16 protein-coding genes are annotated in these 21,416 nt (G+C 67.5%); 7 read left to right on the plus strand and 9 right to left on the minus strand.

What is annotated here, in order from left to right; genetic code table 11:
- Positions 1-194 precede the first annotated feature (194 nt).
- Complete coding sequence (locus ATE62_RS14120; protein ID WP_058807982.1) at positions 195-1,265, minus strand: beta-ketoacyl-ACP synthase III; 1,071 nt, start codon at positions 1,263-1,265, stop codon at positions 195-197.
- Positions 1,266-1,453: 188 nt separating this feature from the next.
- Here ATE62_RS14120 and ATE62_RS14125 point away from each other — a divergent pair, with 188 nt between their 5' ends.
- Complete coding sequence (locus ATE62_RS14125) at positions 1,454-2,005, plus strand: hypothetical protein (RefSeq protein ID WP_058807981.1); 552 nt, start codon at positions 1,454-1,456, stop codon at positions 2,003-2,005.
- A 188-nt stretch (positions 2,006-2,193) separates the two neighbouring features.
- Here the strand turns inward: ATE62_RS14125 and ATE62_RS14130 are convergent, their stop codons facing one another.
- The 5 genes from ATE62_RS14130 to ung all read right to left on the minus strand — a co-directional run bounded on the left by ATE62_RS14130 (position 2,194) and on the right by ung (position 4,771).
- Entirely contained in the window at positions 2,194-2,394 is a 201-nt protein-coding gene (locus tag ATE62_RS14130; RefSeq protein WP_058807980.1) for a hypothetical protein, read from the minus strand.
- Between the two features lie 59 nt (positions 2,395-2,453).
- Positions 2,454-2,645 carry a hypothetical protein gene (locus ATE62_RS14135; protein ID WP_058807979.1) on the minus strand — a complete coding sequence of 64 codons (192 nt, stop codon included), beginning with the start codon at positions 2,643-2,645 and terminating at the stop codon, positions 2,454-2,456.
- Positions 2,646-2,847: 202 nt separating this feature from the next.
- Entirely contained in the window at positions 2,848-3,306 is a 459-nt protein-coding gene (locus ATE62_RS14140; RefSeq protein ID WP_082662816.1) for a YaiI/YqxD family protein, read from the minus strand.
- Positions 3,303-4,061 (minus strand): sulfite exporter TauE/SafE family protein, encoded by a 759-nt coding sequence (locus ATE62_RS14145; protein ID WP_058807978.1) that lies wholly within the window; start codon positions 4,059-4,061, stop codon positions 3,303-3,305. The genes ATE62_RS14140 and ATE62_RS14145 overlap by 4 nt, the downstream gene beginning before the upstream one ends.
- Positions 4,058-4,771: a uracil-DNA glycosylase gene (gene ung / locus ATE62_RS14150; protein WP_058807977.1), complete on the minus strand. Its 714-nt coding sequence runs from the start codon at positions 4,769-4,771 to the stop codon at positions 4,058-4,060. Before ung ends, ATE62_RS14145 begins: the two co-directional genes overlap by 4 nt.
- 174 nt (positions 4,772-4,945) lie before the next feature.
- Here ung and ATE62_RS14155 point away from each other — a divergent pair, with 174 nt between their 5' ends.
- The 6 genes from ATE62_RS14155 (at position 4,946) to ATE62_RS14180 (ending at position 16,785) form a co-directional block, all read left to right on the plus strand.
- Positions 4,946-5,278 carry a phosphoribosyl-ATP diphosphatase gene (locus tag ATE62_RS14155; RefSeq protein ID WP_058807976.1) on the plus strand — a complete coding sequence of 111 codons (333 nt, stop codon included), beginning with the start codon at positions 4,946-4,948 and terminating at the stop codon, positions 5,276-5,278.
- On the plus strand, positions 5,275-6,504 hold the full coding sequence (locus ATE62_RS14160) for a hypothetical protein (RefSeq protein WP_058807975.1): 1,230 nt from the start codon (positions 5,275-5,277) through the stop codon (positions 6,502-6,504). Before ATE62_RS14155 ends, ATE62_RS14160 begins: the two co-directional genes overlap by 4 nt.
- The gene (locus tag ATE62_RS14165; protein WP_058808019.1) at positions 6,504-6,881 is read left to right on the plus strand and encodes a histidine triad nucleotide-binding protein; all 378 of its coding nucleotides are present in this window, start codon (positions 6,504-6,506) and stop codon (positions 6,879-6,881) included. The genes ATE62_RS14160 and ATE62_RS14165 overlap by 1 nt, the downstream gene beginning before the upstream one ends.
- A gap of 118 nt (positions 6,882-6,999) precedes the next feature.
- The gene (locus ATE62_RS14170; protein ID WP_082662817.1) at positions 7,000-12,837 is read left to right on the plus strand and encodes an alpha-2-macroglobulin family protein; all 5,838 of its coding nucleotides are present in this window, start codon (positions 7,000-7,002) and stop codon (positions 12,835-12,837) included.
- A 153-nt stretch (positions 12,838-12,990) separates the two neighbouring features.
- Positions 12,991-15,141, plus strand: coding sequence for a penicillin-binding protein 1C (pbpC, locus tag ATE62_RS14175; protein ID WP_058807974.1), 2,151 nt, complete (start codon positions 12,991-12,993; stop codon positions 15,139-15,141).
- Between the two features lie 99 nt (positions 15,142-15,240).
- The gene (locus ATE62_RS14180) at positions 15,241-16,785 is read left to right on the plus strand and encodes an amino acid permease (RefSeq protein ID WP_058807973.1); all 1,545 of its coding nucleotides are present in this window, start codon (positions 15,241-15,243) and stop codon (positions 16,783-16,785) included.
- A gap of 36 nt (positions 16,786-16,821) precedes the next feature.
- Here ATE62_RS14180 and ATE62_RS14185 read toward each other — a convergent pair whose 3' ends face one another.
- The 3 genes from ATE62_RS14185 to ATE62_RS14195 form a co-directional block, all read right to left on the minus strand.
- Positions 16,822-18,081 (minus strand): multidrug effflux MFS transporter, encoded by a 1,260-nt coding sequence (locus tag ATE62_RS14185; RefSeq protein WP_058807972.1) that lies wholly within the window; start codon positions 18,079-18,081, stop codon positions 16,822-16,824.
- Positions 18,082-18,196: 115 nt separating this feature from the next.
- Positions 18,197-18,499 carry a hypothetical protein gene (locus tag ATE62_RS14190; protein ID WP_058807971.1) on the minus strand — a complete coding sequence of 101 codons (303 nt, stop codon included), beginning with the start codon at positions 18,497-18,499 and terminating at the stop codon, positions 18,197-18,199.
- Between the two features lie 26 nt (positions 18,500-18,525).
- A complete protein-coding gene (locus tag ATE62_RS14195; protein WP_058807970.1) occupies positions 18,526-21,405 on the minus strand; it encodes a M16 family metallopeptidase in 2,880 nt (959 codons plus the stop codon).
- Positions 21,406-21,416: the final 11 nt, after the last annotated feature.

Here is a 21,416-nt window from a genome sequence, read left to right on the forward strand (position 1 = left end):
AAAGGCACAAAGAAGAAGGGTGTCGATAGCGCCCGCCGCGCGATCTCGCGCCGGAGGCGCAATCAGAGAAATCCAAGGATGAAGGGCGCTTCGCGCCAATCAACTTCATCCTTTCAACCTTCTTTGTGCCTTTGCGCCTTTGCGTGAAACAAAATAGCGCGCCCTCGCCTCATAACACGACGCCCTTATGACGCTCAGGTCTTCCGAACGAACACCGTCCCCGCGCTATAGCCCGCCCCGAACGAACAGATCAGCCCGGTGTCGCCCGCCGCCATATCCTCATGATTGAGGTGGAAGGCGATGATCGACCCCGCGCTCGACGTATTGCCATAGGTGTCGAGCACCGTCGGGCTCTCGTCCTCGCTCGCCTCGTGGCCGAGCACGCGCTGCGCGATCAGCCGGTTCATATTGGTGTTCGCCTGGTGCAGCCACAGCCGCCGCATGTCGGCGCCCTCGAGCCCCAGCACTTCCATCTGCTCGACGATCATGTTCGCGACCATCGGCACGACTTCCTTGAACACCTTGCGGCCTTCCTGGACGAACAATTTGTCGCTCTTCGGCCCCGACTGGTCGATCCCGCCATGGCCGCGGTTGAGGAAGCCGAAATTGTTGCGGATGTTGTTCGAGAAGACGGTCTTGAGCTTGGTCCCAAGAATGTCCCAATGCCCCGCAGGCGCGATGCTTTTCTCCTCGACCAGGATCGCGGTCGCGACGTCGCCGAAGATGAAATGGCTGTCGCGGTCGCGCCAGTTCAAATGCCCCGAACAGATTTCGGGGTTCACCACGAGCACGCTCTTCGCATGCCCCGCGCGGATATAGTCGGCGGCGGTCTGGATGCCGAAGGTCGCCGACGAGCAGGCGACGTTCATATCGAACCCGAAACCGTCGATGCCGAGCGCATCCTGGATTTCGACCGCCATCGCCGGGTAAGGCCGCTGCATGTTCGCCGCCGCGACGCCGATCTCGGCGAGTAGCGAAATCTCCTCATTGGGCCGCGCCGCGATCCGCGGCGCCATATGTTCGGGGTCGAGGATGCCCGCCTTGTCGACGACGAAGCGCGAGCCGATGCCGCTCGCCTTCTCGATGAATTCGACGCTCGACTCGGTCAGTTCGGCCACGTCGCCCTGTGCGATGGCCGCTGCATTTTCCCTATTGTGCAGTGCAACATAAGCGTTAAAACTGGCGACAAGTTCTTCGTTGGAGATGGCTTCGGCGGGGGTGAAAAGGCCGGTGGACGAGATGACCGGCTGCGGTGCGTGCGACATGGGTGTCCCTGCGTGTTTTGTTCTGATGCACGTAGATTAGGCCCCCGCGCGGCGCGGTGCAACGCCCCAGCGATTGCTGAACATTCTCCGGCGCCATGGTTAACCCGCCACTAACCATTTTGGTGGCAGACTGTCAGATGCAGGCCTCCGGGGGGATGGCTCCCCGGGCGCCGTGCGGGAGCATGACCATGGCGACGCGTTCGGGACCGGCAGCGGGCGATCTGTCGATATCGGAAATCAAGGAATTCGCGGGCTTTCCTGCGGCGACGCAGCGCTACATCCGCCGCTCGCTCGACATCGGGCTCGAGCGCGACGATGCGATCGCACGCTGGTCGCGCGACATGGTCGAGGAGACCGCGATCCGCGTCCAGGCGCGCGTCTATCAGCGGATCAACGAGATCCGCGCGCATATCCCCGACGACAGCGGGCTCGACGCACTCGAACATTTCATGGCGCCGCTCGTCGCGGTGTCGGCCTTCGACCTCGGGCAGGACCGCCTGCCGGGCTTCGCCTCCTACCGCTTCCTCTATGAGCGGCTACTCGGCGCGCACGCGCGGCCGTGGCTGCCCGGCGCCTTCTGCGCGGCGGCGTCGCTGCCGCACCTCCATCCCGACAAGCGCAAACTGCTGCTCCAGTCGATCAGCGAAGCCGCCGCGACCGCCCCCGGCTGGTCGGCGCGCGAGCCGAGCTTCTATCCCGAATGGGTCGAAAAGATCGACGAGACCAAGCCCGCGAATTGAGCGGGCGTCCGCCGGGGGGCTAAGACCTTCCTCTATTTCCGTTTGTGTCGAACGGGATTCATAAGGGCGGCTTTTCGCCAATCGCCTTCCAACCCACGAAAAAGCCCTTCCGCCGGGGTCGCATCGGCGGAAGGGCTTCCTTGGACCCGGACCGGTCGGAGGGACCGGAGCGGGGACGAAAATCGGGCTCAGCAGCGGCAGCGGCTCGCCGCCTCGCGCACCTTCTGCACCGCGGGTAGCAGCAGGCCGATCAGGACCTGTACCGGCCCGGCGCTGATCGTCATGCCGCTCGAGGGCTGCGCCGACTGCGCCATGGCGGGGGTGGCCGAGAGCGCCACGGTGAGCGCGAGCACGGGCGCGAGAATCATCTTCTTGGTCATCGTCGTCATCTTCCTGTCGAGCGGCGGGCCGGCCCTATTGCCGGCCCGCGGCCTGGGGTATTCGGGTGTCACTTCATCCGGGCGGCGGCTTCGCGGACCTTCTGGACCGCCGGGAGCAGCAGGCCGATCAGGATCTGCGTCGGGCCGCTCGAGATCGTCATGCCGCCCGCGGCGGGCTGCGCCGACTGCGCCATCGCGGGGGTCGCCGAGAGCGCCACGGTGAGCGCGAGGACGGGAGCGAGGATCATCTTCTTGGTCATCTTGGGTTTTCCTTCTGTTCGGTTCAAAGTCTGTGTTCGGTTCGAAACTGGTTCGGGGCGTTCCCGATGACCTGCTTATGGCGGCGCGCGCGCCGGTCGGCCGTGAGCCAAATCACTGGCGCCGAAAAATGTTCACAAACTCATGAAAACAAAAGGAAAGAAAATTTGCTTTGGCGAGCCGCGCCGAATCGCGTGCCGCGAATCAGCCGCGCTTCAAACGCACCAGCGCCGTATCGAGCGCCTGCAGGAAGGCCGAGCGGTCGGCTTTCGAGAAGGGCGGCGGACCGCCCATGCCGTCGCCCATGCCTGCGCGCAGGTCGGCCATGATCGCACGCGTCGCGATCGCGGGGCCGATCGACGCCGCGGTGAAGGGCTTGCCCGTCGGCGCGAGCACCGTCGCCCCCGCCTTGAGCGCGCGGTCAGCGAGCAATATGTCGGCGGTCACAACGATGCTGCGCGCATGCGCCGCCTCGGCGATCCAGTCGTCGGCGGCGTCGAAGCCGTCCGACACCACGACGCGCTCGATCAGCGGGTGTTCGGGCACGCGCAGCCGGCTGTTGCTCACCACCTTGACCGCGACTTCGTGCCGCCAGGCGACCTTGTAGATTTCGTCCTTCACCGGGCAGGCGTCGGCATCGACGAGGATCGTGATCGCGCTCATGCCGACACCCCGTCCCACAAGAGCTTCGCGCCGAGCAGCACCATCAGCACATAGATGATCACATAGAAGCGCGCGGGGTCCATGCGTTTCAGCCAGCGCACCGTCACCAGCGTGCTGACGATCGCGAGCGGCATCAGCAGCAGCGCCGCGACGACGACCTCGTGCGGAAAGGCGCCGAGCGCGAGATAGGCGGGCACCTTCATCCAGTTGATCAGCGCAAAGAGGATCGAGCTCGTCCCGATGAAGACGAGGTGCGGCAGGCGGCGCGGGGTCACCCACATCTGGAAGGGCGGCCCGCCGGCGTGCGCGATCTGGCTGGTGAGGCCGGTCGCGACCCCGAACAGGCTGCCGACCCAGCCCGGCGAGGTCGACGCCGCGACGACGCGCCCGCCGCGCTCGACCCAGAGGCGATAGAGGCCGAAGAGCATCGTGATCCCGCCCAAGGCCGCCATCAGCTGCGCCTCATTCACTTGTTCGGCGAAATAATAGCCGCCGAAGATGCCGACCGCGGCGCCGGGCAGCATCCAGCCGATGATCCACCCGTCCCAAGTCTGGCGGAACGACCAGACGCTGACGACGTCCTGCACGATCAGGATCGGCAGCAGCAGCGCCGCCGCGGTCGCGGGCGGCAGCACGAGGGCGGCGAGCGGCGTCGCGAGCGCGCCGACCCCCGCGAGCCCGCCCTTCGCCATGCCGAGCAGCACCACCGCCACGATCAATATCGCCAGCGTCGCCGGATCGGCCAATATGCTCATGCTTGAGCGGCCTCGGAGTTTTCGGGCAATTGCCAGTCGATCGTCCCGCGCCCGTTCGCCGACAGGAAGGCATTGGCCTGGCTGAACGGCTTCGACCCGAAAAAGCCGTTGTGCGCCGACAAGGGCGAGGGGTGCGGCGCGCGCAGGATCAGGTGCGGGCTCCCCTGCCCGAGCCCCGGCACATCGGCCGCCTTGCGCTGCGCATGACTGCCCCACAGGATGAACACCTTGGGCGCCGGATCGGCCGCGACCGCCGCGACCGCGGCATCGGTGAAGCGCTCCCACCCGCGCTTCTGGTGCGACGCGGCCATGCCCGCCTCGACCGTCAGCACATTGTTGAGCAGCAGCACGCCCTGCTCGGCCCAGCTTTTGAGATAGCCGTGCCGCGCCGGCGGGATGCCCAGATCGTCGCGCATTTCCTTGTAGATATTGACCAGGCTCGGCGGCGTGCGCACCCCGGGCTGGACCGAGAAGCACAGCCCATGCGCCTGATCAGGCCCATGATAGGGGTCCTGCCCCAGGATCACCACACGGACATCCTGCGGCGGCGTCGCATCGAGCGCCGCGAACCAGTCGCGCGGTTTGGGATAGATGGTCTTCCCCTTCGCGCGCTCACCGGCGAGGAAGGCCTTCAGCTCGGCCATATAGGGCTTTTCGAACTCGCCGCCGATGCACGCGAGCCAGTCGGGATGAAGCTTGACCTCGGCCATGCCGAGCCTTTGACCGGAGCCATCCTGCCTTGTCCAGCGCCTTGTGGAAGGCTAGGCGGATTCCTCTTTCCGTTCGTGCTGAGCTTGTCGAAGCACCGTCCTTTCTTCGACGCTCGAAAGTAAAGAACGGCCCTTCGACAAGCTCAGGGCGAACGGTCTCAAAAGGACAGCGCAATGAGCGGGACAATCGGCGAAGCACTGGACCAGCTCGAAGCGGTGGTGAAGGCGCGCCTCGCCGCGGGCGACGCCGAAGCCAGCTATGTCGCAAGCCTCGCCGCGAAAGGCCGCGGCAAGATCGCGCAGAAGCTCGGTGAGGAAGCGGTCGAAACCGTCATCGCCGCGCTGACCGAAGACGACAAGGCGCTGGTCGGCGAGGCGAGCGACCTGATCTTCCACCTGTCGATCCTGCTCGCCGAACGTGGCCTTGCATGGACCGACATCGCTGCCGAACTGACCCGCCGCCACGGCACCTCGGGCCACGCCGAAAAGGCGGCGCGCCCATCGTGAAGCGTCAGCACGCGACCCCCGTCCTGATCGCGGCCGGTGGCGGGGCGTCAGAACAGCTCACGGCAATGCCGCTCGGCGTCGATGGCCACGGGTTCAGCGAAGCGGCCATTCAGGAGCTGGTTCAGGCCTATCCCGGCTGTCTGCCCATTGCCGAAATCGATTCGTTGTTCGTCGATCCCGTTCCGATCTGCACGGAATTGAACACACCCGCCGGCGCGATCGACAATTTCATGGTCACCGCGACCGGCCTGCCAGTACTGGTCGAATGCAAATTGTGGCGAAATCCGCAGGGCCGGCGCGAGGTCGTCGGCCAGATTCTCGACTATGCCAAGGAACTAGGCCGCTGGAGCTGCTCAGACCTCCAGCGCGAGGTCAGCCGCCGGCTGAAGCTTGACGGCAACCCATTGATCGACCTGGTGCGCGCCGCGGGCTATGCCGTGGACGAGATCGCCTTCAACGACGCGCTGACGCACAATCTGCGCCGCGGCCGTTTTCTGTTGCTGATTGTCGGGGACGGCATTCGCGAGGGCGTCGAGGCGATCACCGAGCATCTCCAGCGCCACGCAGGGCTGCATTTCACGCTGGGGCTCGTCGAGATGCCGATCTTCGCGGCAACGAACGGCGACCGGCTGGTCGTGCCGCGCGTCGTCGCCCGGACCGAGACCATCATACGCCATGTGGTCGCCGTACCCGAGGGCATGGCGGTCGAGGAAAGCGCCGCCGACGGCACGGCCGGCGAGGAACAGGTCGACCCCGAAATCGCGGCATGGTCGGAGGAGCGCCGGCAATTCTGGGCCGACTTCCAAGCCGGCCTACAACTCGACGATCCCGACCAGATCGTCGGCAGGCCGCCCAAAATGGGCTATACGACGCTGATGATGCCGGCGCCGGGTGGCGCGGTGTGGCTGACCATCTTCCGCGACATGACGCTGCAGGAGGTCGGGCTCTTTCTATCGCACCACTCCACGGGTACCGGGCTCGAGGTGGCACAGGCGCTGATGGAAGATAGCGATGCGATCCTCGCCGAGCTTGGGCCGACCGCACGCATCGTCGACAACAAGGGCCGGCCGCGGATCATCGACAGCCTGCGCACCGGGCCGCTCGACCGGCCCGACAATCGCGAGGCCGCTTTCGCCTGGCTCCGGCGGCGGACCAACGATTTCGTGAACGTCTTCCGCCCGCGCGTCCGCGCGCTGGCGCAGGATCTTGCCAAAGGAAGCGAATGATGCCGATCGACGCCACCCTCCCCTATGATGACAGCAACATCTTCGCGCGCATCCTGCGCGGCGAACTGCCGTGCAAGAAGGTCCACGAAGACGCGTTCAGCCTCGCCTTCCACGACATCAATCCGCAGGCGCCGCTGCACATATTGGTGATCCCCAAGGGCCCCTATGTCAGCTGGGACGATTTTTCCGAGCGCGGCAGCGACGCCGAGATCGCGGGCTTCGTCCGCGCGGTCGGGCAGGTCGCGCGCGACCTCGGCCTCGTCGCGCCGGGCTACCGCCTGCTCGCCAACGTCGGCCTCGACAGCCACCAGGAGATTCCGCACCTCCATGTCCATCTTTTCGCAGGACAAAAATTGGGGCCGATGCTCGCGCGCTGATTCGCTGCCACAACTCACCGCAAAAATATCTGCGACGAACCGTTCCATTCCATCGACGAACCGTTGACACATCGCGCCCGATTCGGCACATAAGGCGGTGGGTCTTTGGGAGGCAGCGATGGCGCGTTTTTGGCAAAGGCTCGGACAGCGATTCGCCGCCAGGGCAAGGCTGGCGCTGATCATCCCGCTCGCCGGACTTCTCGCCGCCACCAGCGCCGACACCATCCCGCAGGTCATCCTCGCCACCCCGGGCAGCGCCGGCAATGGCGACGGCACGATCGCGCGCTTCACGCTGCGCTTCTCCGACGACATCGTGCCCTTGGGCGATCCGCGCGCCAAGGCGCCCGCCAAGCACGACTGCCCCGTTCCCGGCACCGGCCGCTGGGTCGATACGCGCACCTGGGTGCTCGAATTCGACAAGGCGCTGCCCGGCGGGGTGACCTGCAACGTCGAGCTGGTCCCGAACCTGCGCACCGCCGCGGGGACCTGGGTCGGCGGCAACAGCCGCTTCGAGATCGATTCGGGCGGCCCCTCGGCGCGCGCGGTGCTCGTCGGCGGCACTTATGATGGGATCGAGGAGGACCAGATCTTCCTCGTCGCGACCAACGTCGCCGCCGACCGCGCCTCGGTCGGCCGCTACGCCTATTGCGCGGTCGACGGCATCGGCGAGAAAATCCCCGTCGACGTGCTCAAGCCCGATACCGCGAGCGAGATCCTCGATGGCCTCGGCCAGGGCAATTGGGACCGCCAGGAATTCGCCTATAACGGCAACCTTCCGCTGCGCCTCCCCGCCGCGGGCGCCGACCGCAATCAAGTGCTTGAGCGAATCGTCCCGGTCAAATGCCGCCGCCCGCTGCCCCCCGGGCGCGAGATGGCGCTCGTCTGGGACGCGCGTATCCAGCAGGCGGGCGCGCCGACGCGCACCGCGGGCCGCGACCAGCGCTTCGATTATGACGTGCGCCCCGCCTTCACCGCGAAAATGTCGTGCAGCCGGGTCAATCCGCAAGCGGGCTGCAACCCGCTGAAGGACATCACCTTGGGCTTCGCCTCGCCCGTCGCGCGCGACGTCGCGCTCGCCGCGACGCTGAACACCGCCGACGGCAGGAAGATCGCCGCGAAGATCGACGAGGACGACAGGAACGACGCGCATGTCACTTACGTCCGCTTCACCGGCCCGCTGCCGCAAAATGTCGACGCGACGCTCGTGCTGCCCGCCGACGTCGCCGACCAGAGCGGCCGCAAGCTGCAGAACCAGTCGAACTTCCCGCTCAAATTCCACATCGACCGCGCCCCGCCGCTGGTCAAATTCGCCGCGAGCTTCGGCATCCTCGAGGCGAGCGAGGGCGGCATCTTGCCCGTCACCGTGCGCGGGGTCGAAGCCTCGCTCGCGCAGTCGAACCTCAAGATGCCCGCGACGGCGCTGCGCGTCGGCGACGACGATGCCGCGATCGCGCGCTGGCTGAAGCGCGTCGACGACGCCGACGACACCGATTATCGTGAGGAACGCGACGCCACCGGCAAGGAAGTCACGGTCAACTACACCGGCACCAAGTCGGTATTCGACGGCGCGCCGTCGGGCGGCGAGCGCCGCGAGATGCAGCTCAGCCCCGCCGCGGGCGGCAAGGAGTTCGAGGTCGTCGGCATCCCCTTGGCCGAAAAGGGCTTCCACGTCGTCGAGATCGCGAGCCCCGAGCTGGGCGCCGCCCTGCTCGGCCGCAAGGCGACGCGCTACGTCACCACCGCCGCGCTCGTCACCAATATGGCGGTGCATTTCAAATGGGGCCGCGAGAGCTCGCTCGCCTGGGTGACGTCGCTCGACACCGGCCTGCCCGTCCCCGGCGCCGAGATCCGCGTCACCGACGCCTGCACCGGGCGCCAGCTCGCGCGCGGCACCGCCGACAAGCAGGGCCGCCTCGCCTTCCCGTCGGGCCTGCCGTCGCCCGAAACCTATGCCAGCTGCGAGGAAGAACCCAACCCCGCGGTCAGCGAGGGCCATGCGCTGATGGTCAGCGCGCGCAGCGGCGACGATTTCAGCTTCACCCTCACCGACTGGGGCAATGGCATCCGCCCCTATGACTTCGACCTGCCTTACGGCTGGTCCGAACGCGAGGACATCCTCCACACCGTCTTCGACCGCGCGCTGGTGAAGGCCGGCGAGACGGTCAACATGAAGCATATCCTGCGCCGCCCCGTCGGCACGGGCTTTGCGACGCCCAAACCGATGGCGGGCAAGCTCCGCCTCGTCCATCGCGGCTCGGACACCGAATTCTCGATGCCCTTCAGTATCGAGGTCTCGGGCAGCGGCGAAAGCGTGTGGAACGTCCCGGCGTCGGCGCCGATGGGCGACTACGACCTCGTCTTCGTGACGAAAGACAAGGACGGCGAGGACAAGACGATCTGGTCGTCGCAGTCGGTCAAGGTCGACGAATATCGCCTGCCGACGATGAAAGCGACCGTCACCGGGCCCAAGACGCCGCCGGTGCGCCCGACGCAGGTGCCGCTGTCGCTCTTCGTCGGTTACCTGTCGGGCGGCCCCGCGCCCAATATCCCGGTCGAGATGCGCACCAGCTTCTCGCCGAGCTGGTCGCCCCCCGAGGATTATCGCGACTGGGATTTCGACGGCGCTGCGGTCAAGGAAGGCGTCGTCCAGCTCGACGACAGCGGCGAGGAGCCCGCCGCCGAACTGCCGCTCGCACGCTCGGTGCCGCTTCGCCTCGACGCCAATGGCAGCGCGACGACGACCGTCAGCGTCGACCAGCCGATCACCGAGCCGACCCAGATGGCGGTCGAGATGGATTATGAGGACGCCAATGGCGAGACGCTGACGTCGAGCCGCCGCATCACCCTCTTCCCCTCGGCCGTGCGTTTGGGACTCAAGACCGACGGCTGGCTGATGCGCGACAACGATCTGCGCCTCAATTTCGTCGCGCTCGATCTCGACGGGCGCCCGATCGCGGGGCAGCGCGTCCAGGTCGCGCTCTACAGCCGCGAGATCATCACCGCGCGGCGGCGCCTGATCGGCGGCTTCTACGCTTATGACAACCAGATGCGCACCACGCGCCTCGCCGCGACGTGCAGCGCCGCGACCGACAAGCTCGGCCGCGCGCGCTGCGCGATGGCGCCGGGCGTCTCGGGCGAAGTCACCGTCGTCGCGACCACGGTCGACGCCGACGGCAACGAGGCGCGCGCGGTCCGCTCGGTCTGGCTCGCGGGCGACGACGACTGGTGGTTCGGCGGCGACAATGGCGACCGCATGGACGTGATCGCCGAAAAGCCGCGCTACGCCGCGGGCGACACCGCGAATTTCCAGGTCCGCATGCCCTTCCGCGAAGCCACTGCGCTCGTCACCGTCGAGCGCGAGGGCGTGCTGTCGAGCTTCGTCGTCCCGCTCAAGGGCACCAACCCGGTGGTCAAGGTCAAGCTGCCCGCGACCTATGCGCCCGACGTCTATGTCTCGGTGATGGCGGTGCGCGGGCGCGTCACCGGCAACGAGAGCTGGTTCCGCAAGCTGAAGCGCGCCGCGGGCTTCAAGATCGAGAATAGCGAGGGCGCCCCCGCGACCGCGCTCGTCGACCTCGCCAAGCCGAGCTATCGCATGGGCATCGCGCGCATCAAGGTCGGCTGGGAAGGCCATCAGCTCGGGGTGAAAGTGACCTCCGACAAGGCCAAATATGCCGTCCGCGAAACCGCCAAGGCGAGCATCGAGGTCAAGGGACCGAACGGGAAGCCGCCGGCCAATGCCGACGTCGCCTTCGTCGCGGTCGACGAGGCTTTGCTCCAGCTCGCGCCCAACGAAAGCTGGAAGCTGATCGACGCGATGATGGGCGAACGCACGCTCGATGTGCTCACCTCGACCGCGCAAATGCAGGTGGTCGGTAAAAGACATTATGGCCGCAAGGCGCTCGAACCCGGCGGCGGTGGCGGCGGCGACCTGTCGGGGCTTACTCGGGAGGATTTCCGCCCCGTGCTGCTGTGGAAGGGCCGCGTGCCGCTCGACGCCAAGGGTCGCGCCACGGTCGACGTGCCGCTCAGCGACAATCTCTCGGCCTTCCGCCTCGTCGCGATCGCCACCGACGGCTCGCAATATTTCGGCACCGGCGAGACGAGCGTCCGCACCGTGCAGGACCTCGGCGTCTTCGCCGGGCTGCCCGACCTGGTGCGCACCGGCGACACCTTCGACGCGCGCTTCACTTTGCGCAACGGCACCGACAGGCCGATGACGGTCACCGCGAACGCGACCTTGTCGCCCGCGGTCGCGACCGCGCCGCCGCTCACCGTCACCATCCCCGCGGGCGGCGCAGTGCCGGTCAGCTGGTCGGTCGTCGCCCCCGACAATGCCGGGCCGATCGAATGGACCGTCGACGCCGCGTCGAAGGACGGCAAGGCGCGCGACCGGCTGGTCTTCCAGCAAGTCGTCGAACCCGCGGTGCCGATCGAGACCTGGGCGGCATCCTTGTTCCGCGTCGGCCCCGACACCAGCCTGCCGATCGGCGTGCCCGAGGGTGCGCTGGGCGGCGGCTATGTCGACATCGCGCTCGCGGGCACGCTCGCGCCGCCGCTGTCGGGCGTCCGCGACTATATGGGCGTTTACCCGTACAACTGCTTCGAACAGTCGACCTCGCGCGCGGTGGCGCTGAACGACGTCGGCCGCTGGCAGGCGCTGGCGGGGGCGATGCCGACCTATCTCGATAAGGACGGACTGCTCCGCTACTGGCCGAACGAACGGCTCGAGGGCTCGGCCGAGCTCACCGCCTATGTCCTCGCGATCACCGCGGCAAACGGCTTCGCCATCCCCGACGATTCGAAAGCGAAGATGGTCAAGGCGCTGCAGGCCGTGGTCGAGGGGCGGCTGACCCGCCGCGGCTACGGCCCCTATGACATCCGTCCGGTGCGCGTCGCCGCGCTTGCGGCGCTCGCGCGGAACAATGCGTCGAGTGCGAAACTGGTGGCGGCGATCGACATGGTCCCCGCCGACATGGCGACGGGCACGCTCGCCGACTGGCTCGTCGCGATCGAGCGCACCCCGAATGTCCGCAACGCCCCGGCGCTGCGCACCGCCGCCGAGGCAGAACTGCGCAAACGCCTCGTCTACGAAGGCACGCGCGTCGATCTCGTCGACGATGCGAAGGCGCCGTGGTGGATGATGGTCAGCGGCGACGAGATGGCGATCAAGACGCTGGAAGCCGTGCTCGGCCGCAAGGGCTGGGAGAATGACGCGGGCAAGCTGATGGTCGGCGTCGCGCAGCGCCAGCGCAAGGGCCATTGGGACACCACCCCGGCCAACGCGTGGGGCGCGGTGACCGTGCGCCGCTTCGCCACCCTCTACCCCGCCGCCGCGATCACCGGGATCAGCCGCATCGAGCTGATGGGCGCGACTGCGAGCCAGAGCTGGCCGCTCGCCGAACCGGTGACGCCGCTCCGCGTGCCGCTGATGGCGGGCAAGATGAGCCTCCGCCACGAGGGCACGGGCTCGCCTTGGGCGGTGGTCAGCGTCAAGGCGCCGGTGCCGCTCAAGGAGCCGCTCAACGCCGGCTACCGGATCAAGCGCTCGGTCAGCGTGATCAAGGCGGCGACGCCGGGCACGCTGACGCGCGGCGACGTGATCAAGGTGCGGATCGAGGTGATCGCCGCGGCGGGCCGCACCTGGGTCGTCGTCAACGACCCCGTACCGCCCGGCGCGACGATCGTCGGCAACCTCGGCGGCCAGTCGCAGATGCTCGGCGACCAGGCGGGCGGCGAGGGCGCGTGGCCCAGCTATATCGAGCGCGGCCGCGACAGCTGGCGCGGCTATTTCGGCTGGATGCCCGCGGGCACCCACGCAGTCGAATATGTCGTGCGCTTGAACGGCTCGGGCAAATTCACCCTGCCCCCGACGCGCGTCGAGGCGATGTACTCGCCCGCGATCCGCGGCCAGTGGCCCAATGGGGCGCTGACGGTGGCGAGCAACGCGAAGTGATGGTGGCGGACCTACCCTTTCAACACCCTCCCCCTCAGGGGAGGGCAGCGAGACTTGGCAGCTTGCTGCCTAGTCGCAGCGGGTGGGGGCCCGGAGCCTTGCGCAAGGCCGCTGGCCCCCACCCCCAACCCCTCCCCTGAAGGGGAGGGGCTTATGCCCGCCGACCGACGGACTCACATCCCCGCCAAACGCCGTCGCTTGTTCGACGCCCTCGCCTGGCTTGCGCTCGCCCTCCTCGTCCTCACCACCATCGCGCACCTGCTCACCAGGCCCCCCGCGATGCCCAGCTACGACGAGGTCCGCAAAGCCTGGCAGCCCAGCGAGGCCTGGCTCTACGACCGCGACGGCCGCCTGCTCGACAGCGAGCGCGTCGACTTCGCGCGCCGCCGCATGGCGTGGGTCCCGCTCGCCGACATCGCCAAGCCGGTGCGCGACACCGTCGTCGCCAGCGAGGACAAACGCTATTGGTCGCACGGCGGGGTCGACTGGCTCGCGATCGCCAGCGCGGCAAAGACCCGCTGGACCGGCGGCCGCTCGCGCGGCGCCTCGACGCTCCCGATGCAGCTCGCGGCTTTCCTGTCGCCCGAGCTCGCGCTTCCCGGCCAGCGCGGCTGGCTCGCCAAGATCCGCCAGATGCGCGCCGCTCAGGCGCTCGCCTCGAACTGGAGCCGCGAGCAGATGCTCGAGGCCTATTTCAACCTCGTGCCCTTGCGCGGCGAGACGCAGGGCATCGGCGCCGGCGCGCGCGCGCTGTTCGGCAAGAAGCCCGCCGACATGGACCGCACCGACGCCGCGCTCTTCGCCGGGCTGCTCCCCAACCCCGCCGCGGGCGCCGAAACGCTCGGCACCCGCGCCTGCCGCGCCGCGCAAGCGAAGGATTGCGGCCCGCTCCGCGCCGCCGCCGCGACGCTCGTCTCGGGCGAGCGCATCGCCGCGCTCGACCCCGCGCTCGCGCCGCACCTCGCGGTGCGCCTGCTCGACAAGCCCGGCAAGCGCGTCACCACCACGATCGACCGCCGCATCCAGGAGGCCGCGATCGTAGCGCTCCGGCGCCAGCTTTCAGGGCTCGGCGCCGACCGCGTGCGCGACGGCGCGGTCGTCGTGCTCGACAATGAAACCGGCGACGTCCTCGCTTATGTCGGCGGCGTCGGCTTGAAATCGACCGCGGCGCAGGTCGACGGCGCCAATGCGCGGCGCCAGGCGGGCTCGACCCTCAAGCCGCATCTCTATGCGCAGGTGATCGAGCATCGCTGGCTCACCGCCGCCTCGATCCTCGACGACAGCCCGGTCCAGCTCGACACCGCCTCGGGGCTCTATGTGCCCAAGAATTACGACCACAGCTTCAAGGGTCCCGTCAGCGTCCGCCATGCGCTCGCCAGCTCGCTCAACGTCCCCGCAGTGCGCGCGCTCGTCATCGACGACGTCCAGCAGTTCCGCGACCGTCTGTGGGCCTTGGGCTATCACGGCCTCGTCGAGGACGGCGAATATTATGGCTTCAGCCTCGCCCTCGGTTCGGCCGAGGTTTCGCTGGTCGAACAAGCCAATGCCTTTCGCACCTTCGCCAACGCCGGGCGCTGGACGCCGGTGCGCTTCAGCCCGTCAGACAAGGGTGAAGCGGCGCGGCCGATCGTCGCCCCCGCCGCGGCCTTCATCGTTGGCGACATCCTCGCCGACGCCGCCGCGCGCACCGACGCCTTCGGCGCCGACAGCGCGCTCCGCCTCCCCTTCTGGGCCGCCGCCAAGACCGGCACGTCGAAGGGCATGCGCGACAATTGGTGCATCGGCTGGTCCGACCGCTTCACCGTCGCGGTCTGGGTCGGCAATCTCGAGGGCGATTCGATGCGCGCCGTATCCGGCACTTCGGGCGCGGCGCCCGTCTGGCGCGACGTGATGCTCGCGCTCCATGCGGGCAGCCCCGGCAAGGCGCCGGCGATGCCCGCCGATGTCGAGGCGCGCCAGATCGCGCTCCCCGGCACGCGCGAGCCGCCGCGCCGCGAATATTTCATCCGCGGCACGGGCCAGGCCGAAATGGCCGCCGCCCCCGCCGCGTCGCGCCGCCCGCGCATCACCAGCCCGGTCAGCGGCAGCGTCTATGCGCTCGACCCCGACATCCCGCTCGATCGCCAGCGCCTCGCGGTCGCGGTCAGCGGCGAGGTCACCGGCTACCGCCTGATCCTCGACAAGCGCCCGCTCGGCGACGCCGACGCGGGGCAGCAGATATTGCCGCGCCCCGGCAGCCACATGCTCGCGCTCGTCGACCCCGGCGGGCGCCTGGTCGACCGCGCGCGCTTCACCGTGCGATAAACTGCCTGTCACACGCCTGAAATTAAGTTGCGCTGACGGGAGGAGCGGCTAGTCTGCCCCGCCAGGAGAGGCCCGCACCGGGCCCCAAAGGGGACATCTATGATATTTGGTCGCGTCAAACCGCTCGACGCCATCTTGGCCACCGCCGAGAAAAAGTCGCTGCACCGAACGCTCGGTGCTTTCCAGCTCACCATGCTCGGCATCGGCGCCGTCATCGGCACCGGCATTTTCGTGCTGACCGCCGAGGCTGCGCAAAAGGCGGGCCCGGGCATGATGGTCAGCTTCATCATCGCGGGCTTCGTCTGCGCCTTCGCCGCGCTCTGCTACGCCGAAATGGCGTCGATGGTTCCCGTGTCGGGCTCGGCCTATACCTACAGCTATGCGGTCATGGGCGAGCTCATCGCCTGGATGGTCGGCTGGGCGCTGATCCTCGAATATGCGGTCGCGGCCGGCGCCGTCTCGGTCGGCTGGTCGGGCTATGTGGTCGGCTTGGCCGAAAATCTACTAGGCATCGACATACCGGCAAGCTTGGTTCTCGGGCCGTTCGACGGCGGGATGATCAACCTGCCCGCGATGTTCATCGCCGGCCTCGTCACCGCGCTGCTCGTCATCGGCACCCGCGAATCCGCCACCGTCAACGCCTTCCTGGTGGTGATCAAGGTCGCCGCGCTGACGCTGTTCATCGTCCTCGCGATCCCCGTGATGAACATGGAGAATTTCGAGCCCTTCACCCCGCTCGGCTTCGGCGGCGTGGGCGCGGCTGCGGCGTCGATCTTTTTCGCCTATGTGGGCTTCGACGCCGTATCCACCGCGGCTGAGGAAACCAAGAATCCACAGCGCAACATGCCGATCGGCCTGATCGGAAGCCTCGCGATCTGCACCATCTTCTACCTGCTCGTCGCGGCAGGCGTCATCGGTTCGGTCGGCGCGCAGCCGGTCGGCATCGACGCCGCCACGGGTCATGCGCTCGAGCCCGGCAGCCGCGAACTCGCCGCCGCATGCGGTGCGATCGGCGACCAGGCGGTGGTCTGCTCGAAGGAAGCGCTGGCCTGGACGATGCGCGAAATCGGCTGGCCGCAGATCGGCAATCTGATCGGCCTCGCCGCCGGTCTCGCACTGCCCTCGGTCATCCTGATGATGATGTTCGGCCAGACCCGCATCTTCTTCGTCATGAGCCGCGACGGCCTGCTGCCGCAGGCTTTCTCGAAGATCCACCCGAAGTTCAACACGCCGCACGTGATCACGATCATCACGGGCATCGCGGTCGCGCTGTTCGCCGCCTTCTTCCCCGTGGGGCAGCTGGCGAACATCTCGAACTCGGGCACGCTCTTCGCCTTCGCCGCCGTGTCGATCGCGGTGATGGTGATCCGCCGCACCGATCCCGGCCGTCATCGTCCGTTCAAGACGCCGCTGATCTATGTCACGGCGCCGATCGCGATCGCGGGCTGTCTCTATCTCTTCCTCAACCTCGACCAGAAGAGCATCAATCTCTTCCTGATTTGGGCGGCGATCGGCCTGGTCGTCTATTTCGTCTACAGCCGCTCGCGCAGCCATGTCGGGCTCGGCCATGTCGAGGTGCACGAGGAGGATTCGGACGCGCCGCCGCAGCCGGTCCCGCCGGCGCCGTCATTCGGCAAGGACTAAGGGAAAGGGGGCTTCGGCCCCCTTTCTTTTTGCGCGTCAGAAGGGGCTTTTCGGCGCGGTGCCCGGACGGGTGAAGAGCCGGCCGCGCTCGGCCCAAAGCACCAGCACCAGCCCCATGGTCGCGCAGCCGAGGAAGGCATAAGCGAGCGGCAGCGTCGATCCGTCATATTGCTGGCCGATGAAAGCGCCGACGCACGCCGCGAGCAGCGTCTTGGCGAAGCTCTGATAGGAGGAGGCGATGCCCGCCATATGCCCGAAATCCTCCATCGCGATCGACCCGAAATTGCTGCCGATGAAGCCGATCAGCCCGACGTTGATCATCATCAGCACGGTGAACATCGCCAGCGTCTCGGCGCCGCTCAGCGCCGCGACGATCTGCGCGATCGAGGTCGCCATGAAGGCGAAGACCGCGGTCTGCGACACGCGCCGCGCGCCGAAGCGCTCGACGATCGCGGCGTTGGAGAAATTGGCGATCGCGATCCCCACCGCGACGCAGGCGAAAACGAGCGGGAACAAGGCCTGCGCGCCGAACACCTCGGCGATGATCTGCTCGCTGCTGTTGAGATAGCCGAACAGCGCGGCCTGCATCACCCCCGCGGCGAACATGTAACCCGCAGCGCGGCGGTGGCGCATCACCGCGCTCCACCCGGCGACCATCGTCCGGAGGTCGAGCCCGCGAACGTCGGCGGGATCGAGCGTTTCGGGCAGGCGGCGCAGCCAGATCAGCATCACCACGCCCATTGCGGCGAGCACGAGGAAGATCGCGCGCCATCCTGCGAGCGCCGCGACCCCGGCGCCGATCGACGGCGCGATGATCGGGACGATCATGAAGACGAGGAAGATCAGCGACAGCCGTTTCGCCATCGCGTCGCCCGAAAACAGGTCGCGGATTACCGCGACAACGACGACACCGAGCGCGGCGCTGACGAGGCCATGGCCGAAACGCAGCGCAAGCAGCATCGGGAAGCTGGTCGCGAGCCCGCAGCCGATCGCGAAGATGGTGTAGGCGAGCAGCGCGGGCACGAACACGCCCTTGCGCCCGAAGCGGTCGGCCAGCGGGCCATAGACCAGCGCACCGATTGCGGTGCCGAGGATGTAGATCGAGATCACATATTGCCGGTCGTTCGCGACGGCGACGCCCAGCCCCTTGCCGATCGCGGGCAGCGCCGGGAGCATCGCGTCGATCGCGAGCGCGTTGAGCGCCATCAGCATCGCCATCATCGCGACCATCTCGCGCGGACCGGGCAGGCGGCGCGTCGTTTCGGCAGGTGGTGGGGAGGCGGGTAAATTGTGCATTGCAGCGGCGCTATGCGCCCCTCGCCCCGCTTTGGCCACCCCCGCAAAGCTATGCAGCGCAAAAGAAAAGGGCCGCCCCGCAGGACGACCCTCCCCTTATTCGTAGCGCAGGCGATCAGCCCTGGCGCGTGCCGGTCATCGCCATCGAGCCGAACGGGCCCGCCTTGATCGTGCCGGTCAGCGCGTCGCCGTCGATCGTCGCTTCGCATTCGAGCGTCATCGGCATCGGCACCTTCATGTTCATGGTCCACGTCAGCTTGTTGCCATCGACCTTGCCGTTCTCGACGTCGAGCGACCCCATCGCACCGGCATTCTGGCCGGTGAAGGTCGCGCCGTCGCTGGTGACCGTGAAAACCGACTTCTGGTCGCCCATCGGCGACTTGGTGACGCAATCATAGCTGCCATCGACTTGAGACATTGCGGCTCTCCTTACTGAAACTGATGTTAGTTATCGAGAGTCACCGTTTCTACCGGCAAACCCAATCCGTCAAGCTGCGGTTTCACCACCGACGCATCGCCGACGACGACATAGACGAGCCCGTCGGTGCTGAGCGCCTTGCGCGCAGCGCCATCGACCTCGGCGGCAGTCATCGCCTCATAGGTCGCGGGCAGTTTTTCGTAATAATCGTCGGGGCGGCCGAACTTGACGATCGTCCGCAGCCCGCCGAGCACGTCGCCCGAGGTTTCGAAGCTGCCCGGCAGTTCGCGCACGCTGCCGTTGATCGTGCGCTGCAATTCTTCCGCGGTGACGCCCTTGTCGCCGAGGAACGCCTTGAGGTCGCTCTGCAGCTCCTTGATCGAATCGCCGGTGCGGTCGGCCTGCACCGGGGCCGCGGCGATCCACGCGATGCGGTCCTTGTCGCCCGAGATGCGGCTGCGCACGCCATAGGACCAGCCCTTGGTCTCGCGCAGATTGGTGTTGAAGCGCGACAGGAAATTGCCGCCGAAGATGTCGTTCGCCGAACGCAGCACCTCGAGGCTGTCGGTGCCCTTGGCCGCAAGCACCTTACCCGCGAGGATCACCGACTGCGGCGATTTCGGCCGGTCGAAGAGCAGGATGCGCGGCTGCGGCGCGGGGATCGCGACCTCGAAATGCTTGGCGGGCTTCGCCGTCGCCGGCGCCTTCCAATTGCCGAGCGTCGCGTCGAGCTGCTTCGTGACTTCCTTCAGCGTCGTGTCGCCGACGACGAAGATGCGCGCCATGTCCGGGCGGATCCAGGTCGAATGGAAGTTCGCGAGCTGGTCGCGGGTCGCGGCGGTCACGGCCTTCGCATCGCCCAGCCCCGAGGGCGGAATGCCATAGGGATGGTCGGCGCCATAGAGCACGGGCAGCAGCACGCGCGACGCGATCGCATTGGGATTGTTGAGCTCGGCCTTCAGGCGGTTGAGCTGCTGCGCGCGCACGCGGTCGAGCTCCTTGGCGTCGAAGGCGGGGTTGCGGATATAGTCGGCGAGCAGCGCCAGCGACGGCGCCAGATTGGGCTTCAGCGCAAACAGGCTGAACACCGTCTCGTCGGCGTTGGCCGACGCGTCGATCTGCGCGCCGAGCCGCTCCTTCGCCTCGGCGAAGGCGATCGAATCGAGGTTGGTCGTGCCCTCGTCCATCAGGCTGAGCATCAGCGACTGGGTGCCGAGCGCGCTGTGCGGGTCGGCGGCATAGCCGGCGTCGAAGCTGACCGCGACATTGATCGTCGGCACGGTGGCGCGGCGCGCGAAGACGACCTCGATCCCGTTCTTGAGCTTGGCGCGCTCGATCGCGGGGAATTCGAGCGCCTTGAGCCCGCTGACCGCGGGCAGCTGCGAGCGGTCGGCGATCGCGGTGCCGAAGCCGGTGTCGGGGCCGATGTCGCCGAGCGCGGGGTTCCAGTAGCGGTCGGGTTCGACCGCTGCCACGGCCTTGCCCTCGGTCACCGCGCCGCCGCGATTCTCGCCACCCTCGGTGCGTTCGCCGGGGGTGTAGGTCAAAGAGAAGGCCGGGCGCGACAGCCATTTCTGGGTCACCGCCTTGACCCCTTCGGGGGTCGCCTTGGCCAGCCGGTCGAGCTCGACCTTGTAATAGCCGGGATCGTTCGAATAGAGCGCGCCCTCGGCGAGCGCGACGGCCTTGCCGCCGAAGCCGCCGACCGATTCGAGCCCCGAAATCGCGCCGCCGAGATAGCTCGCCGCCGCGCGCTGCAACTCGTCGGCGGTCGGGCCGCTCGCGACGAACTTGGCGACTTCCTCGTCGAGCCGCTGGCCGACGAGTGCGGGATCGACACCGGGCTTCACATCGGCCTGGATCAGCAGGATGCCGGCATCCTCGAACGACTGGGCAAAGGCCGAGACGCTGACCGCGACGGGGTCCTTGCGCACCAGCGCATTGTCGAGCCGCGACGAGGACAGCCCGCCGAGCACGCCCATCGCCATCTGCAGCGGCACCGCCTCGGCATCGTTGAGGCCGGGGATCGCCCACATGCGATAGAGGCGCGTCGTCGGCACGAGGTCCTTGACCTCCTTCGCGAGCGGCGCGGGCAGCGTCGGCACGCTGGTCGCGGGCGCCGTCACGGCGGGACCCTTGGGGATGTCGCCGAACCACTCCTGCACCTTGGCTTTCGCGGTCGCGACGTCGACGTCGCCCGCGAGCACCAGCACCGCATTGTTCGGGCCGTAATTGTCGGTGAACCACTTCTTCACGTCGTCGAGGCTCGCCGAATTGAGGTCGGCCATCGAACCGATGGTGCTGTGGTGATAGGGATGCCCCTTGGGAAAGAGATTTTCGAAAATCTCGTAACGCAGCAGGCCATAGGGGTTGTTGTCGCCCTGGCGCTTTTCGTTCTGGACGACGCCGCGCTGGTTATCGAGCTTTTCCTGCGTCACCGCGCCGAGCAGATGCCCCATGCGGTCGCTTTCGAGGAACAGCGCCATGTCGAGCGCGCCGGTCGGCACGGTCTCGAAATAATTGGTGCGATCGACGTTGGTCGTCCCATTCTCGTCGGTCGCGCCGACCTGCTGCAGCGGTTCGAAGAAATCGCCCGGCGCATTTTCCGAACCGTTGAACATCAGATGCTCGAAAAGGTGCGCGAAACCCGTCTTGCCCTTGGGCTCGTGCTTCGACCCGACGCGGTACCACACCGACACCGCGACGACGGGTGCCTTGCGATCCTCGTGCACGATGACGCGCAGGCCATTGTCGAGGGTGAAGCTCTGGTACGGAATGTCGACCGCTTTCACGAGGTCGGCGATCGGCGCGGGGTCGGCGGCCTTGGCCTTGGCGAGCGCGGGGCCCGCGGCAACGAGCGAGGTCGACAGGGCAAGGGCGACGGCAAAGTGATGGAAACGGGGCATGGATATCCTCT

Source organism: Sphingopyxis sp. HIX (assembly GCF_001468285.1).
Taxonomy (GTDB): domain Bacteria; phylum Pseudomonadota; class Alphaproteobacteria; order Sphingomonadales; family Sphingomonadaceae; genus Sphingopyxis.